Origin of the sequence: Micromonospora sp. NPDC048830 (genome assembly GCF_043198215.1) — a bacterium.
In the GTDB taxonomy this organism is placed as follows: domain Bacteria; phylum Actinomycetota; class Actinomycetes; order Mycobacteriales; family Micromonosporaceae; genus Micromonospora.
In genome coordinates, this window is sequence record NZ_JBICUP010000023.1 from 12,933 (window position 1) to 29,113 (window position 16,181).

At 75.0% G+C, this 16,181-nt stretch carries 11 protein-coding genes; 9 read left to right on the forward strand and 2 right to left on the reverse strand.

The features are described 5' to 3' along the window. Window positions 1-9: 9 nt before the first annotated feature. Both smc and ACGFIZ_RS20030 read left to right on the forward strand, forming a co-directional pair. Window positions 10-3,606 carry a chromosome segregation protein SMC gene (gene smc, locus ACGFIZ_RS20025; protein WP_393421257.1) on the forward strand — a complete coding sequence of 1,199 codons (3,597 nt, stop codon included), beginning with the start codon at window positions 10-12 and terminating at the stop codon, window positions 3,604-3,606. Continuing rightward, complete coding sequence (locus tag ACGFIZ_RS20030; RefSeq protein WP_393421259.1) at window positions 3,603-4,229, forward strand: HAD family hydrolase; 627 nt, start codon at window positions 3,603-3,605, stop codon at window positions 4,227-4,229. Before smc ends, ACGFIZ_RS20030 begins: the two co-directional genes overlap by 4 nt. A gap of 226 nt (window positions 4,230-4,455) precedes the next feature. Here the strand turns inward: ACGFIZ_RS20030 and ACGFIZ_RS20035 are convergent, their stop codons facing one another. Together ACGFIZ_RS20035 and ACGFIZ_RS20040 are read right to left on the reverse strand one after the other, a co-directional pair. After that, window positions 4,456-4,896, reverse strand: coding sequence for a MarR family winged helix-turn-helix transcriptional regulator (locus ACGFIZ_RS20035; protein WP_393421261.1), 441 nt, complete (start codon window positions 4,894-4,896; stop codon window positions 4,456-4,458). Window positions 4,897-4,929: 33 nt separating this feature from the next. Further along, window positions 4,930-6,648 (reverse strand): alkaline phosphatase D family protein, encoded by a 1,719-nt coding sequence (locus ACGFIZ_RS20040; protein WP_393421263.1) that lies wholly within the window; start codon window positions 6,646-6,648, stop codon window positions 4,930-4,932. A 150-nt stretch (window positions 6,649-6,798) separates the two neighbouring features. Here ACGFIZ_RS20040 and ftsY point away from each other — a divergent pair, with 150 nt between their 5' ends. The 7 genes from ftsY to ffh all read left to right on the forward strand — a co-directional run bounded on the left by ftsY (window position 6,799) and on the right by ffh (window position 16,149). After that, window positions 6,799-8,007 carry a signal recognition particle-docking protein FtsY gene (ftsY, locus tag ACGFIZ_RS20045; protein WP_393421265.1) on the forward strand — a complete coding sequence of 403 codons (1,209 nt, stop codon included), beginning with the start codon at window positions 6,799-6,801 and terminating at the stop codon, window positions 8,005-8,007. Window positions 8,008-8,088: 81 nt separating this feature from the next. Further along, window positions 8,089-8,877, forward strand: coding sequence for an aminoglycoside phosphotransferase family protein (locus ACGFIZ_RS20050; RefSeq protein WP_393421267.1), 789 nt, complete (start codon window positions 8,089-8,091; stop codon window positions 8,875-8,877). Window positions 8,878-9,114: 237 nt separating this feature from the next. Beyond that, window positions 9,115-10,563, forward strand: coding sequence for an ammonium transporter (locus ACGFIZ_RS20055; protein WP_393421269.1), 1,449 nt, complete (start codon window positions 9,115-9,117; stop codon window positions 10,561-10,563). Between the two features lie 25 nt (window positions 10,564-10,588). Then, window positions 10,589-10,927, forward strand: coding sequence for a P-II family nitrogen regulator (locus tag ACGFIZ_RS20060; RefSeq protein ID WP_170286644.1), 339 nt, complete (start codon window positions 10,589-10,591; stop codon window positions 10,925-10,927). Window positions 10,928-10,944: 17 nt separating this feature from the next. Further along, window positions 10,945-13,272: a [protein-PII] uridylyltransferase gene (locus tag ACGFIZ_RS20065; protein WP_393421272.1), complete on the forward strand. Its 2,328-nt coding sequence runs from the start codon at window positions 10,945-10,947 to the stop codon at window positions 13,270-13,272. Window positions 13,273-13,866: 594 nt separating this feature from the next. Further along, window positions 13,867-14,451 carry a LuxR C-terminal-related transcriptional regulator gene (locus tag ACGFIZ_RS20070; protein ID WP_393421389.1) on the forward strand — a complete coding sequence of 195 codons (585 nt, stop codon included), beginning with the start codon at window positions 13,867-13,869 and terminating at the stop codon, window positions 14,449-14,451. A gap of 147 nt (window positions 14,452-14,598) precedes the next feature. After that, window positions 14,599-16,149 (forward strand): signal recognition particle protein, encoded by a 1,551-nt coding sequence (gene ffh / locus ACGFIZ_RS20075; protein ID WP_393421273.1) that lies wholly within the window; start codon window positions 14,599-14,601, stop codon window positions 16,147-16,149. The last annotated feature ends 32 nt before the right edge of the window (window positions 16,150-16,181 follow it).

Consider the following 16,181-nt stretch of genomic DNA (forward strand, 5'->3'; position numbering starts at 1 on the left):
ATCGAGAAGGTGTATCTCAAGAGCCTGACGGTGAAGGGGTTCAAGTCCTTCGCCTCCGCCACGACGCTGAAGCTGGAACCCGGGATCACCTGCGTGGTCGGCCCGAACGGCTCCGGCAAGTCCAACGTCGTCGACGCCATCGCCTGGGTGCTCGGTGAGCAGGGCGCCAAGGCGCTGCGCGGCGGCAAGATGGAGGACGTGATCTTCGCCGGCACCGCCGGGCGGGCGCCGCTGGGCCGGGCCGAGGTCACCCTGACCATCGACAACACCGACGGCGCCCTGCCGATCGAGTACACCGAGGTCTCCATCACCCGCCGGATGTTCCGCTCCGGCGAGAGCGAGTACGAGATCAACGGTGACTCCTGCCGGCTGCTCGACATCCAGGAGCTGCTGTCGGACTCCGGCATCGGCCGCGAGATGCACATCATCGTCGGGCAGGGCCGCCTCGACGGCATGCTGCACGCCAAGCCGGAGGACCGGCGGGCGTTCATCGAGGAGGCGGCCGGCGTCCTGAAGCACCGCAAGCGCAAGGAGAAGGCGCTGCGGAAGCTCGACGCGATGCAGACCAACCTCAACCGGCTCACCGACCTCACCGCCGAGCTGCGCCGACAGCTCAAGCCGCTCGGCCGGCAGGCCGAGGTCGCCCGGCGGGCCGCCGTCATCCAGGCCAACCTGCGCGACGCCCGGCTCCGGCTGCTCGCCGACGACCTGGCCACCCTGCGCGCCACCCTCGACAAGGAGATCGCCGACGAGAGCGCCCTGCGCGAGCGGCGGGAGCAGGTCGAGGCCGAGCACACCGAGGTCCAGGCCCGGCTCGGCGAGCTGGAGGCCGCCCTCGCCGAGGACGCGCCGCTGCTCGCCGCCGCCCAGGACACCTGGTACAAGCTCTCCGCCCTCCAGGAGCGGTTCCGCTCGATCGAGCAGCTCGCCCTGGAGCGGCTGCGCCACCTCAGCGCCACCACCGACGACGAGCGCCCCGGCCGCGACCCCGACCAGCTGGAGGCGGAGGCGGAGCGGGTCCGCGAGCAGGAGGAGGAGCTGCGGGCGGCGCTCACCGACGACCAGATCCGGCTGGCCGAGGCGGTGGAGCACCGGCAGGAACTGGAACGCCAGCTCGCCGCCGCCGAGCGCGAGCTGGTCGCCGCGGCAAAGGCGATCGCCGACCGGCGGGAGGGGCTGGCCCGGCTCACCGGGCAGGTCAACTCGGCCCGGGCCCGCACCACCAGCGCCGGCGAGGAGATCGAGCGGCTCGCCGCCGCGCACACCGACGCGCTGGGCCGCGCCGAGCAGGCGCAGGCCGAGCTGGACGCGGTCGCCGAGCAGTCCACCGAGGCCGACCGGGACAACGCCGACCTCGACGCGCGGCACGCCGAGGCGGTCGCCGTCCAGGAGCGGGCGCAGGCCGCCGTCCGGTCCCTCAGCGACACCGAACGGGCCGCCGAGAAGGACGCCGCCACCTGGAAGGCCCGCGAGGAGGCACTCGCCATCGGCCTGCGCCGCAAGGACGGCGCGGGCGCCCTGCTCGCCCGCGCCGGCGACGTTCCCGGTCTGCTCGGCAGCCTGGCCGGACTGCTCACCGTCGCCCCCGGCCACGAGGCCGCCCTCGCCGCCGCGCTCGGCGGGCTCGCCGACGCGGTGGCCGTCAGCGGGGTCGACGAGGCCGTCGAGGCGATGCGGCTGCTGAAGATCTCCGACGCCGGCCGGGCCGGACTGCTGGTCGGCAGCCCCGCCGGCCCGGGCATGGCCGGGCCGGCCGACGCGCTGCGCCCGAAGCTGCCCGACGACGCCCGCTGGGCCCCCGACCTGGTCGAGTGCGAGGCGGCGATCCGCCCCGCCGTCTACCGGGCGCTGCGCGACGTCGTGCTGGTCGACGACCTCGCCGCCGCGTCCGAGCTGGTCGCCGGCAACCCGGAGCTGCGCGCGGTCACCCCCGACGGCGACGTGGTCGGCGCGTACGCGGCGGCCGGCGGGTCGGCCAAGGCACCCAGCTTCATCGAGGTGCAGGCCGCCGTCGAGGAGGCCCGGGCCAACCGGCTCGCCGCCGAGCGGGCGGCCGCCGAGCTGCGCGAACAGCTGGTCGAGGCGCGCGCCGAGGTGGCCGCCGCGAAGGAGGCGGTGCAGCACGCCGCCGCCGCCAAGCGGGAGGCCGAGAGCCACCGCAACGCCGCCGCCCGCCGGCTCGCCGAGCTGGGCGCGGCGGCCCGGTCGGCGAAGGCGGAGACCGACCGGCTCGGCGAGTCCCGTTCCCGCGCCGAGGCCGCCCGGGAGCGAGACCTCCAGGCGCTGGCCGAGCTGGAGGAGCGGCTGCGGCTGGCCGAGGCCACCCCGATCGACGCCGAGCCGTCCACCGAGGAACGCGACCAGCTCGCCGCGATGGTGCCGCAGGCCCGGCAGAACGAGATGGAGGTCCGGCTCGCGGTGCGTACCGCGGAGGAGCGGGTCTCCTCGATCGCCGGCCGGGCCGACTCGCTGCGCCGGCAGGCCACCGCCGAGCGGGCCGCGCGGGAACGCGCCGCGGCCCGCCGGGCGGCCCGCGCCCGGGGCGCGGGGATCGCCCGGGCCGTGGTCGCCGGCGCCCGGGAGGCGCTGACCCGGCTCGCCGTGTCCATCGCGCGGGCCGAGGAGCACCGCGACGCCGTGGCGCGCGAACGCGCCGCCCGCGAGGCCGAGCTATCCGAGGTACGCGGCGCGGCGAAGCGCCTCGGCGCCGAGCTGGAGCGGCTGACCAGCCAGGTGCACCGCGACGAGGTGGCCCGCGCCGAGCAGCGGCTGCGCATCGAGCAGTTGGAGGCCAAGGCCGCCGAGGACTTCGGCCTGGACGTGGAGACGCTGGTCGCCGAGTACGGCCCGCACCAGCCCGTACCGCCCACCGAGGCGGACGTGGCCGCGGCCGAGCGGGACGGCCTGCCGGTGCCCGAGCCGGTCCGCTACGAGCGGCCGGTGCAGGAGAAGCGGGCCGCCAAGGCGGAGCGGGAGCTGGTCCTGCTCGGCAAGGTCAACCCGCTGGCGCTGGAGGAGTTCGCCGCGCTGGAGGAGCGGTTCAAGTTCCTCTCCGAGCAGCTGGAGGACCTCAAGGCCACCCGCCGGGACCTGCTCACCGTGGTCAAGGACGTCGACGACCGGATCCTGGAGGTCTTCGCCAGCGCGTTCGAGGACACCGCCCGGGAGTTCGAGCAGGTGTTCACCGTCCTGTTTCCCGGCGGCGAGGGCCGGCTCGTGCTCACCGACCCGGAGAACCTGCTCACCACCGGCGTCGAGGTCGAGGCCCGCCCGCCCGGCAAGAAGATCAAGCGGCTGTCGCTGCTCTCCGGCGGCGAGCGTTCGCTGACCGCGGTGGCCATGCTGGTGGCGATCTTCCGCGCCCGGCCCAGCCCGTTCTACATCATGGACGAGGTCGAGGCGGCCCTCGACGACGTGAACCTCGGCAGGCTGATCACGCTGCTGGCGCAGCTGCGGGAGAAGAGCCAGCTGATCGTCATCACCCACCAGAAGCGGACGATGGAGATCGCCGACGCCCTGTACGGGGTGACCATGCGCAGCGGGGTCACCCAGGTGATCAGCCAGCGGCTCAACCGGGCCGACGACGAGCAGGAGAAGAACGAGTGAGTCGGGAACGCGCCACGGCGCTTCTGCTGGACCTCGACGGTGTGCTGCGGCGCTGGGACCCGGCGGTCGCCGCCGGCGTCGAGCGCGAGTACGGGCTCGCCGAGGGCGTGCTCGGTGAGATCGCCATGTCCTGGGGCCTGCTCCAGCCGGTGCTCACCGGCCAGGTCAGCCACGCCCAGTGGATGACCAGCGTGGCGGACGCGCTGACCCCGTCGGTGGGCGCCGACCGCGCCCGCGCGGCGGTGCAGGAGTGGCAGCAGTACCGGGGCGAGGTCGACCCGGACGTGCTGGCGTTCGTCCGCGAGGTGCGGGCCGCCGGGGTGAAGGTCGGGCTGGGCACGAACGCCACCGACCTGCTCGACGCCGACCTCGCCGCGCTCGGCCTGGTCGGCGAGCTCGACGTGGTGGTCAACTCCTCGGCGATCGGGGTGCACAAGCCGGCCCCGGAGTACTTCCGGGCCGCCTGCGAGGCGCTGGGGACGCCCCCGAAGCGGGTGCTGTTCGTCGACGACGAGGACCGGGCGGTCAGCGGGGCGCGGGCCGCCGGGCTGTCCGCGTACCGGTGGAGCGGGCCGGAGGGGCTGCGCTACCTGCGGGCGGCGCTGGAGCCGACGCGGGACTGAGCGCGCCCCGGCGGTGTTTCGCCCGATCTTGGACACTTGCCGTGCGCCGCGAACGACAAGTGTCCAAGAATGCGGGCAGGCGGCCTAGTCGCCGGTCGTGCCGTCGATCCGTTCCCGGATCAGGTCGGCGTGGCGCCGGGCGGGGGCTCCTGGCGTACCGGAAGCGTCGAGTTCTCACGGGACCGACATGCGGCGGCCCGAGCCTCTTCGGCAGGGGCGGGGATGCTCAGTCCAGGGCGTCGTTGAACTGGCGCAGCAGCCGGCCGAACTCCGCCACGTCCCGCTCCGGCCAGCTCTTCAGCGTGCGCCGCAGCGGACCGAGCCGGGACGCCCGGGCGGCGTCGAACCGCCGCTGGCCCTCCTCGGTCAGGCTGAGCCGCCACGCCCGCCGGTCGATCGGGTCCGGGTCGCGGCGGACCAGCCCCAGCGCCTCCAGCCCGGTGAGCTGGCGGCTGAGCGTGCCCTTGCCCACGCCGAGCCGGGCGGCCAGGTCGGTCAGCCGCACCGAGTCGCACCGGCGCAGCCAGAGCAGCAGCCCGTACGTGTTCGGCTCCAGGTCGGGGTGCACCTCGCGGGCGATCTCCCAGGAGAGCACCCGCCCCCGGCGCAGCAGCGCCGTCACCTCGTGCTCCACCGCACGCAGCGGCTCCGGCAGGTGATCGTCCACGGACGCCAGGGTACGGGCCGGCGGCCGGGGCAGTCAGGCGTCGGAGGTGAGCCGCCGGTAGGCCACCGGTCGTAGTCGCCCGTCGCCCGTGGTGCCCTCGATCGTCACCTCGGCCGACCGGCCCCGGTGGGTGAGCGTGGCCACCGCGTTGCCGAAGTACGGGCCGGCCAGCTTGCGCCAGCGCACGCTCGGGCGGCGTACCCCGGCCGAGCGCGCGAGGGCCCGGGTGGCGCCCGCCGGGCCGGGCGACCAGCCGAGTCGCATCAGCGGGCGTATGGCGGCCGGCACCTGGTTGTGGATGGGCGAGCAGGTCAGCTGGTGCACGGGCGTACGCACCGCGGGGTCGTCGAAGCGGGCCCGGGCCACGTACGAGTGGTGCACGTCGCCGGAGAGGACGCTGATCGACGCCGGCGGCGGGTACGCCGGCCCCGCGCCGACCCGGTCGCCGGTGCTCCCGGCCGGGCCGCTGCCGATCCGGGCGAACAGCGCGGCGAGGGCGTCGAAGGACCGCCGGAACGCCGCCCAGTGCTCCAGGTCCAGCGCCCGGCGCAGCCGCTCGGCGGAGCCGGCCACCCAGCGGCGACGGGAGTCGGCCAGCCGCTCGTTCCACGCCTCGACGTGGTGGATGCCCGGCGGCAGCAGCCAGGGCAGCGACGCGCCGACCACCAGGTGGTCGTACACCCCGTGCGCCCGGTCGAGGAACCAGGACCACTCGCCCGGCGGCAGCATCGCCCGGCGGCCCGCCTCCAGCACCCGGCTGCACCGGTTGTCCAGCATCACCAGCCGGGTGCGCCCCAGGTCCAGGGCGTAGCTCCACTGGTACTGCACGGCCCGCCACCTCTCGGTGTCGTGGGCCAGGTCGGCCTCGGCGTCCACCCGGGCGCCGAACTCGCGCAGCACCTCGGTGGCGTCCGCCCCGGCGGCGGCGACCCTGGCGTAGACCGGGTCGGCCGTGATCTCGTCCGGCGCGAGGTTGCCCAGGTGCTGGTAGACCCAGTACGACGCCAGCCCGCTGCCGATCCGCTCGGCCCACCACGGCTGCCCGCGCATCTCGGCGCGCCAGCTCGCCGAGGTGTTCCAGTCGTCGATGATCTCGTGGTCGTCAAAGATCATCACGCTCGGCACGGTGGAGAACAGCCAGCGGATCTCCGGGTCGCGCCACGACTCCAGGTACAGCTTCGTGTACTCGTCGAAGCTGACCACCTGTGTCGCGGGGGCGCCCCGCGGTCGCCGCCGGCGCCGCCTGAGCAGCCGTCGCACCGTGGGCGAGGTCTCGTCGGCGTAGACCTGGTCGCCGAGGAGCACCAGCAGGTCGGGCAGGGCGGCGGCGCGCTCCGGCTCGGCCATCAGCCGCCGGGCGTACGCGTCGAGGGCGTCCGGCGGCAGCCGGCGGGCCGTGGCGTGCTGGGTGGTCTCCCGGCAGGACCCGAAGAGCAGGCGCACCGGCTGGTCCCGGTCGTCGGCCGCCCGGGTGCGGATCAGGCTGGGCGGGAAGCCCGCACCCGGCACCGGCCAGGCGACCTCGCCGTCGACCAGCACCTCGTACGTCGTCGCGCTGTCCGGGGTGAGCCCCTCCACCACCACGAGCGCGTAGTGGTGGTCGTACGCGGAGAAGGTGGCCGCCGTGCCCTCGGCGCCGTCGGCCGTGCGGACCCGGACCGTCGCGGGCGCGCTGGTCTCCACCCAGACCGTCGCCCGCGTGCCGACGACCCGGCGCAGCAGCGGGCCGATGAGCAGGCGGGGAGCCGGCACGGGAACCTCCTCCAGGGCGAACGGATCTCGTCATTTCTACCCGGACGGCGGCCCGGCCACCCCCTGGCTGGCGCGAGCGTACCCACAGTCGGCACCCCCGTCGGGTGCGGTGGCGAAGCGGCGGTCGCCGTCATCTGACAGGATTTCGGCATGACGGAATACCTCCTCATCGCGCTTGCCCTGCTCGGCGTGCTGATCCTCGGCGCCCTCGGGCTGGTGGTGCCACGGCTGCGCCGGCGCCCCGAACCGCCGCCGCCCGAGACGGAGGTGCGCACCCGCGCCGAGGAGGAGCTGGCCGGGCCGCCCGTCGAGGCGCCCGAGGCCGACGTCTCCACCGGCATCCTGGTCGAGCCGCCGCCCGTCGTGGTCGAGGTGCCGCCCCTGGTGGTGGAGGTGCCGGCCGTCGAGGTGCCCGAGCCGACCGCCGGCCGGCTGGTCCGGCTGCGCTCGCGCCTGGCCCGCTCCCAGAACGTCCTCGGCAAGAGCCTGCTCAGCCTGCTCGCCCGCGAGCACCTGGACGAGGACGTCTGGGAGGAGATCGAGGACAGCCTGATCACCGCCGACGTCGGCATCGAGCCCACCCAGGAGATCGTCGGCCGGCTGCGCGAGCGGACCCGGGTGCTCGGCACCCGCTCCGCCACCGACCTGCGCACTATGCTCGCCGCCGAGCTGGTGGAGGCCCTCGACCCGGGCCTGGACCGGTCGCTGCGCACCGCCCCGAAGGACGGCAGGCCCGCCGTGCTGATGGTGGTCGGCGTCAACGGCGCCGGCAAGACCACCACCTGCGGCAAGATCGCCCGGGTGCTGATCGCGGACGGCCGCAGCGTCGTGCTCGGCGCGGCCGACACGTTCCGGGCCGCCGCCGCCGACCAGCTGGAGACGTGGGCCAGCCGGGTCGGCGCGGAGACCGTCCGCGGCCCGGAGGCGGCCGACCCGGCCAGCGTCGCGTTCGACGCGGTCCGACGGGGCATCGACACCGGCGTGGACACCGTGCTCATCGACACCGCCGGCCGGCTGCAGAACAAGGTCGGCCTGATGGACGAGCTGGGCAAGGTCAAGCGGGTCGTGGAGAAGCACGGCCCGATCGACGAGACCCTGCTCGTCCTCGACGCCACCACCGGCCAGAACGGCCTGGAGCAGGCCCGGGTCTTCACCGAGGTGGTCAACGTGACCGGCGTGGTGCTGACCAAGCTCGACGGCACGGCCAAGGGCGGCATCGTGATCGCCGTGCAGCGCCGGCTCGGCATCCCGGTCAAGCTGGTCGGCCTCGGCGAGGGCAAGGACGACCTCGCCCCGTTCGACCCGGTGCAGTTCGTCGACGCGCTGCTCGGCACCGAGCCGCCCGCCCGGGACGCGTAGCCTCGAGTGACCAGCGAGCAGCACGCCCACGCCAGGTGGCGGGACCCCCGCCACGCGGCGCCCGGCCTGGGGAGACCGTACGTGACGTCGCAGGAGATCCCGCTGCGTGGCGGGAACGTGAGCACCGTCGTCCGGGTCGGCGACACCGTCCGGCGCAACGCCGGCCCGTGGACCCCGTCCGTGCACGCCCTCCTGCGCCACCTGGAGTACGTCGGGTTCACCGGCGCGCCCCGGGCGCTCGGCATGGACGAGCGCAACCGGGAGGTGCTGTCGTACCTGGAGGGGGAGTGCGGGGAGTACCCGCTCGCCCCGCACTGGGTCACCGACGAGGCGCTGGTGACGGTGGCGACCATGCTGCGGATGTTCCACGACGCCCAGTACGGCTTCGTCCCGCCGCCGGGCGCGGTCTGGCGCTCGTTCGGGCCGCCCCCGCCGGACACCGAGGTGATCTGCCACCACGACGCCGCCCCGCACAACGTGATCTGGCGCCCCGACGGCACCCTCGGGCTGATCGACTTCGACCTGGCCTCGCCCGGCGCCCGGATCTACGACGTGGCGTACGCGGCGTGGACGTGGGTGCCGATCTTCTCCGACCGGGACTCGATCACGCTCGGCTGGAAGCGGCCCGACCGGCCGCGCCGGCTGCGGCTGTTCGCCGACGCGTACGGGCTGATCCCGCGCGACCGGCACCGGCTGGTCCGGACCATCCGCAAGCGCATCGTGGACCACGTCGAGGGCATCCGCCGGATGGCCGCCGCCGGGGAGCCGGCGTTCGTCCGGATCGTGCACAAGGGTCACCTTCGCCGCCCGATGCGCGACCTGCGCCTGCTCGACTACGAGCGGCACCACCTGGAGTACGCCCTGCGCTGAGCCCGCCGGCTGCGGCGGGCGGGGCTCGGGCCGGCGGCTGGGCTGGCTCGGGCCCGTCGTCGGCCGCCCGGCGGGGCGGTGAGGGTTTCTTCACACGTCCGAAACACAGTGTCATCGGTCGGAAATCGGCGGGTGACGCTGGGGGAAACAGGGGCCGACCAAGCTTCGGGCAACCGGCGTACGGGCGGCGCTGCCCCGGAAGCCGTGAAGGAGGGAACCTCACCTTAGGAGGCCAGCGTGCCTGAAGCACCGACGATCGACGGCGGCAACACGGTTTGGCTGCTGGTGTCGACCGCGCTCGTGCTGCTCATGACGCCCGGGCTCGCCCTGTTCTACGGCGGACTCAACCGAGCCAAGGGCGTGCTCAACATGATGATGATGAGCTTCTCCGCGATCGGACTCATCTCCGTTCTGTGGTGGTTCTACGGTTTCAGCGTCGCGTTCGGCAGCGACGTGAACGGGCTCTGGGGCGACCCCGGCGCCTACCTCGGCACCAAGACGTTCCTGGCCGAGACCGACCTGTGGGGCGCGACCGCCGACAACCCCAGCGGCATCGGGGTTCCGCTCTACGTGTTCATGGCGTTCCAGATGGTCTTCGCGGTGATCACCGTCGCGCTGATCAGCGGCGCCGTATCCGACCGGGCGAAGTTCGGCGGCTGGCTGCTGTTCGCCTTCGGCTGGGCGACCCTGGTCTACTTCCCGGTCGCCCACTGGGTGTGGGGCGGCGGCATCATCGGCGCCAAGCTGCACGCGCTGGACTTCGCCGGCGGCACGGCGGTGCACATCAACGCCGGCGCGGCCGCGCTCGCCCTGGCGCTCGTGCTCGGCAAGCGGCTCGGCTGGCCGCGTGAGGGCATGAAGCCGCACAACATCCCGCTCGTCGCGCTCGGCGCCGGTCTGCTCTGGTTCGGCTGGTTCGGGTTCAACGCCGGCTCTGAGCTGACCGTCGACTCGGTCGCCGGGCTCGCGTTCCTCAACACGCAGCTCGCCACCGCCGCCGCGGTGCTCGGCTGGATCGCGGTCGAGTGGGTCAAGGACCGGAAGCCGACGATGGTCGGCGCGTCCTCCGGCGCCGTCGCCGGCCTGGTCGCCATCACCCCGGCCTGTGGCTTCGTCGCCCCGTGGGCGGCGGTCCTGCTCGGCATCGTCGCCGGCGTGGTCTGCGCGCTCGCCATCAGCCTGAAGTACAAGCTCGGCTACGACGACTCCCTCGACGTGGTCGGCGTGCACTTCGTCGGCGGCTGGATCGGGTCGCTCTGGCTCGGCCTGTTCGCCACCAACTCGGTCAACTCGGCGATCGGCGACGTGATCGGCGCGTCCGACGGCCTGTTCTACGGCGGCGGGCTCACCCAGCTCGGCCGGCAGGCGCTCGCCGGCCTGATCGTGACGGCGTGGTCGTTCGCGGTCGCCTGGGTGCTCGCCTTCGCCATCGAGAAGACGATGGGCTTCCGCCTCAAGCCCGAGGCGGAGGTCGAGGGCATCGACATCGCCGAGCACGCCGAGAGCGGCTACGACCTCTCCCCGGCGGCCGGCGGCTCGGGCGGCGCGTTCGCGCTCGCCGGGATCGGCGCTCCGGGCGGCCCGGCCGCGGCCCGGCCCGTCACCGAGGACGCGAAGCCGGGCGCGGCGGGCTCGGGCGCGGTCCCGGATCCCGCCGGGTCGGTCAGCGAGAAGGTCGCCGGTTAACGTTCCTGGGATGGAAGGATTGGACATGAAGCTGGTGACCGCGGTCATCAAGCCGTACCAGCTGGACGCGGTGAAGGAGGCCCTGCACGCCCTCGGGGTGGCCGGGCTGACCGTCAGCGAGGTCCAGGGCTACGGCCGCCAGAAGGGGCACACCGAGGTCTACCGGGGTGCCGAGTACACGGTCGAGTTCCTGCCGAAGATCCGGGTCGAGGTGCTCACCGACGAGCTGGAGGTCGACAAGATCGTCGACGCCATCGTCGGGGCGGCCCGCACCGGGAAGATCGGCGACGGCAAGGTCTGGGTGACCGGCGTCGAGGAGGTCGTCCGGGTCCGCACGGGCGAGCGCGGCCTGGACGCCCTCTGACGGGCGACGCGACCGACATGGCCTCGTTGATCAAGGGAAACGCGTCGGAGTACGCCATGCACCACGACGCGAACCTCATGGTCAACGAGGCCGTCGGCGTGCCGGCCGGGGTCGGGGCGGACGCGCGGGCGCGGCGGGCCGACGCGTTCGACCGCTGGCTGGCCGGGCTGCTGCCCCGGCGCGACGGCGTGGCGCTGGTCGCCGTCGGCGGGCTCGGACGCCGGCAGTGCGCCCCGTACGGCGACCTCGACCTGGTGCTGCTGCACGCCGGGGTGCCCGGCACGGACGACCTCGCCGCGTCGCTCTGGTACCCGATCTGGGACGCCGGCCTGCGGCTGGACCACTCCGTGCGTACCGTCGCCGAGGCGCTCTCGGTGGCGCAGGACGACGTCAAGGTCGCCCTGGGCCTGCTCGACGCCCGGTTCGTCGCCGGGGACCGGGCGCTGGCCGACACCCTCGCGCGGACCGCCGCCGACCACTGGCGGCGCACCGCCGTCCGCCGGCTGACCGCGCTGCGGGAGATCACCGAGACCCGCTGGGGCGCCCACGGAGAGTTGGCGTTCCTGCTGGAGGGCGACCTCAAGGAGGCCGCCGGCGGGCTGCGGGACGTGGGCGTGCTGCGGGCCATCGCCCTCGCCGGGATCACCGACGCGCTGCGCCCCGCCGTCCGGGCCGCCCACCTGCGCCTGCTCGACACCCGGGACGCCCTGCACGAGCAGGTCGGCCGGCGGGTCGACCGGCTGGTCGCCCAGGAGCGCGACGGCGTCGCCGCCCGGCTGGGCCTGCGACGACTCCAGCTCGGCGCGTCCGACGCGGCGCGGCGACCTGGAGCCGCCGACGACGGGGACGCGCTGCTGCGGCGGGTCGCCGGGGACGCGCGCACGGTCAGCCATGCGCTGGACGACGCCTGGCGGGCCGCCGACCGGCTGCGCTCGGGCCGCCGCCGGGGCGCCGAGGTGCGGCCGGCACGCCGGCCGGTGGCCCGGGACGTGGTGGAGCAGGACGGGGAGCTGGTGCTGGCACGTACCGCCATCGGCGCCCGCCCCGACGCGAGCCTGTCCCTGCGGGTCGCCGCCGCGGCGGCCACCACCCGGCTGCCGATCGCGCGCGCCACCTGCGAGTGGCTGGCCGCGTACTGCCCGCCGCTGCCGTCGCCGTGGCCGGCGGACGCGCGCGCCGCCCTGGTCTCCCTGCTCGGCGCGGGCCCCGGCCTCCTGCCGGCCTGGGAGACCTGCGACCGGTACGGCCTGGTCGACGGCTGGCTGCCCGAGTGGACCCGGACGCGCAGCCTGCCCCAGCACAACCCGGTGCACCGGTACACCCTCGACCGGCACCTCGTGCAGACGGCGTACGAGGCCAGCCGGCACACCCGCGAGGTGGACCGGCCGGACCTGCTGCTGCTCGGCGCGCTCCTGCACGACATCGGCAAGGGACTCCCAGGCGACCACAGCGCGGCCGGGGCGCCGCTGGCCGAGGCGGTGGCCGCCCGGATCGGCCTGCCGGCGCCGGAGGCGGCGCTGATCGGCACGCTGGTCCGGCTGCACCTGCTCCTGCCCGACGTGGCCACCCGGCGCGACCTGTCCGACCCGGTGACCATCTCGCGGGTCGCCGAGCGGGTCGGCGACACCACCACCCTGGACCTGCTGCACGCGCTGGTCCGCGCCGACGCGGCGGCCACCGGCCCGGCCGCCTGGTCGGACTGGAAGGGGCGGCTGATCGCCGAGCTGGTCGCCCGGGTGCGCACCGCGCTGGACACCGGCGCGCTGCCCGCCCCGGCCGCCCCGGACCCGGCGCTGGTCGCCGGGCCGCTGCCGGTCGTACACCTGACGGCCGACCGGGTGGCGGTGGCCGCCGCCGACCGGCGGGGCCTGCTCGCGACGGTCGCCGGCTGCCTGGCCCTGCACCGGCTGGAGGTGCTCGCCGCGGACGCCTCGACGGTCGACGGCCGGGCGCTGGTCGAGTGCCGGGTGCAGCCCCGGTACGGCCTGCCGCCGGACCCGGTCGCGCTCGGTGCCGACCTGCGCCGGGCGGTCGCGGGGGACGTGTCCGCCACCCAGCGGCTGCGCGGCCGGGCGCTCGCCGCGCGCGGCTCCGGCGCCGCCCCGCGCGTGGTGTGGCACCGGGAGGCGGCCACCGACGCGGTGCTGCTGGAGTTGCGCGCCGCCGACGCCGCCGGGCTGCTCTACCGGGTCACCCGGGCCCTCGACGAGGCCGGCGCCCAGGTCCGCGCCGCCCGCATCGCCACGTTCGGCGGGGACGTGGTCGACGCGTTCTACCTGGTCGGCGGCTGGCCGTCGGACGCCGAACGGGCCCGCCTGGAGGCCGCCGTCCTGGCCGCGGTGTAGGGGAGGGCTCCTTCTCCACGCATTCGCGGATGGGGAGGGCCCATTCCTGGCGCCGCACTACGTCGGGGGGCGTAGCCGCGACGCCGCCCGCGGGGCGACGCGCCGACGGCCGCGCGGCGGGACCCTCGGGGTATGAACCTGTCCGGGGACACTTACGGCGTGGAGCGCAACCGCGGCGGCTGGGGCTACGGCCTCCTCGACGCCCTGCTCGCCCTGGCCCTGCTCGCCGTCGGGCTGCTCGGCACCGCACCGGCCGGCCTGAGCCAGCAGGTGGGCACAGGCCGGGCGACGTATCCGCTGGTCGTGGTGGCCGCGCTCGCCCTGGCCGGACGCCGGCGGTGGCCGCTGGTGACCCTGGCGGTGGTCACCGCGGCGACCACGGCGTACCTGGTGCTCGGCTACCCGTACGGGCCGATCCTGCTGTCGTTCTTCGTCGCGGTCTACACGGTGGCCGCGTACCGGCCGGTGCGGACCGCGGCGCCCGCCGGCGCCGCCGCGCTGGCGGCGCTGCTGGCGTACGTCTTCGTCGGGACGCGCCCGCCCGGGATGCTCGGCCTGATGCCGGTCGCCGCCTGGCTGGTCGTGCCGTTCGCGGTGGGCGCCACCGTGCGGCTGGGCCGGGAGAGCGCGGCCCGGGCGCGCGCCGACGAGGCGCGCCGGCTGGCCGACGCCGAGCGGCTGCGGGTCGCGCGGGAGGTGCACGACGTGGTCGGGCACGGGCTCGCCGCGATCCACATGCGGGCCGAGATCGCCCTGCACCTGCTCGCCAAGCGGCCGGAGCAGGCCGAGGCGGCGCTCGCCGCGATCAGCCGCACCAGCAAGGAGGCCTTCCTCACCAAGGACACCCGCCCGGCCGAGCTGCTCCGGGCGGTCCGGCTGGTCGCCGAGGGGGAGGCGCTGCTGTCGCCGTCGGTGACCCGGCGGGTGGTCCGGGAGTTCGCCACCCGGCCGGCCCGGGTGCCCCGCCCGCACCCCCGGCTCGGCACGCTCACCGATCGGGAGCGGGAGGTGGTCGGGCTGGTCGGCGAGGGGCTGAGCAACGCCGAGATCGCCGAACGGCTGGTGGTCAGCCCGGCGACCGCGCGGACGCACGTCAGCCGGGCGATGGTGAAGCTGGGCGCCCGGGACCGGGCCCAGCTCGTGGTCTTCGCGTACCAGTCGGGCCTGGTCGACGGGTGAGGCGCGGCGGTCCCGGCGCGGGCGCGGGGACGCCTCTGGCGCCTGGGCCGGAGCGCGGGTGGGCGGGGCGGGCTACCCTAGCGGTGGCCGGACAGCACCGTCCGGCCGCGTTGTGCCCGCCGGAACACTGACAAACGGGATGTTCGCGTGTTTGACACCTTGAGTGACCGCCTCTCCGGGATCTTCACCAAGCTCCGCGGCAAGGGCCGGCTCACCGACGCCGACATCGACGCCACCGCGCGCGAGATCCGCATGGCGCTGCTGGAGGCCGACGTCGCCCTGCCGGTGGTCAAGGGCTTCATCGCGAACGTCAAGGAGCGGGCGCGCGGCGCCGACGTCTCCCAGGCGCTCAACCCGGCCCAGCAGATCATCAAGATCGTCAACGAGGAGCTGATCGCGGTCCTCGGCGGCGAGGGGCGGCGGCTCCAGTTCGCCAAGCAGCCGCCGACGGTGATCATGCTGGCCGGCCTCCAGGGTTCCGGCAAGACCACCCTCGCCGGCAAGCTGGCCCGCTGGCTCAAGGCCCAGGGCCACCAGCCGCTGCTGGTGGCCGCCGACCTCCAGCGCCCCAACGCCGTCGGCCAGCTCCAGGTGCTCGGTGGGCGCGCCGGCGTCGAGGTGTACGCCCCGGAGCCCGGCAACGGCGTCGGCGACCCGGTCCAGGTGGCCCGGGCCTCGATCGAGCACGCGAGGCGGGCCGCCCGGGACATCGTCATCGTCGACACCGCCGGCCGGCTCGGCATCGACGCCGAGATGATGCAGCAGGCCGCCGACATCCGCGACGCGGTCGACCCCGACGAGGTCATCTTCGTCATCGACGCGATGGTCGGCCAGGACGCCGTGCGTACCGCCGAGGCGTTCCGCGACGGCGTCGGCATCACCGGCGTGGTGCTGTCGAAGCTCGACGGCGACGCCCGCGGTGGCGCGGCGCTGTCGGTCCGCGAGGTGACCGGGCAGCCGATCCTGTTCGCCTCCACCGGCGAGAAGCTGGAGGACTTCGACGTCTTCCACCCCGACCGGATGGCCAGCCGGATCCTCGGCATGGGCGACGTCCTCACTCTGATCGAGCAGGCCGAGGCGGCCTTCGACGCCGATCAGAAGGAGAAGATGACCGCCAAGCTGATGGGCGGCGAGCAGTTCACCCTGGAGGACTTCCTCGACCAGCTCATCGCGGTCCGGCGGATGGGCCCGATCGCCAACGTGCTGGCCATGATGCCGGGCATGGGGCAGATGAAGGACCAGCTCGCCGAGCTGGACGACAAGCACTTCGACCGGGTCACCGCGATCATCCGGTCGATGACCCCGGCCGAGCGCGCCAACCCGAAGATCATCAACGGCTCCCGGCGGGCCCGCATCGCCAACGGCTCCGGGGTCGCCGTGATGGACGTCAACCAGCTGCTCAACCGCTTCGCCGACGCGCAGAAGATGATGAAGCAGATGGGCGGCATGATGGGCCTACCCGGCGCCGGCCGTCGCAAGGCGACCAAGTCGCCGAAGAACAAGCGCAAGGGCGGGCGCGGCGGGCAGCGTCCGCGCCCGGTCGGGCACGGCGCGGGCGGGTTCCCCGGCGGGATGCCCCAGCTCCCGCCCGGCCTCGACCCGAACGCCCTGGCCGGCGGGCAGGGCCTGCCGCCCGGCTTCAAGCTGCCGAAGCTGGACTTCAACAAGCTCGGCAGGCGCGAGGACGACAAGAGCTGACGCGCCCGGTACGCGCGACGGGGCCCGGCCGT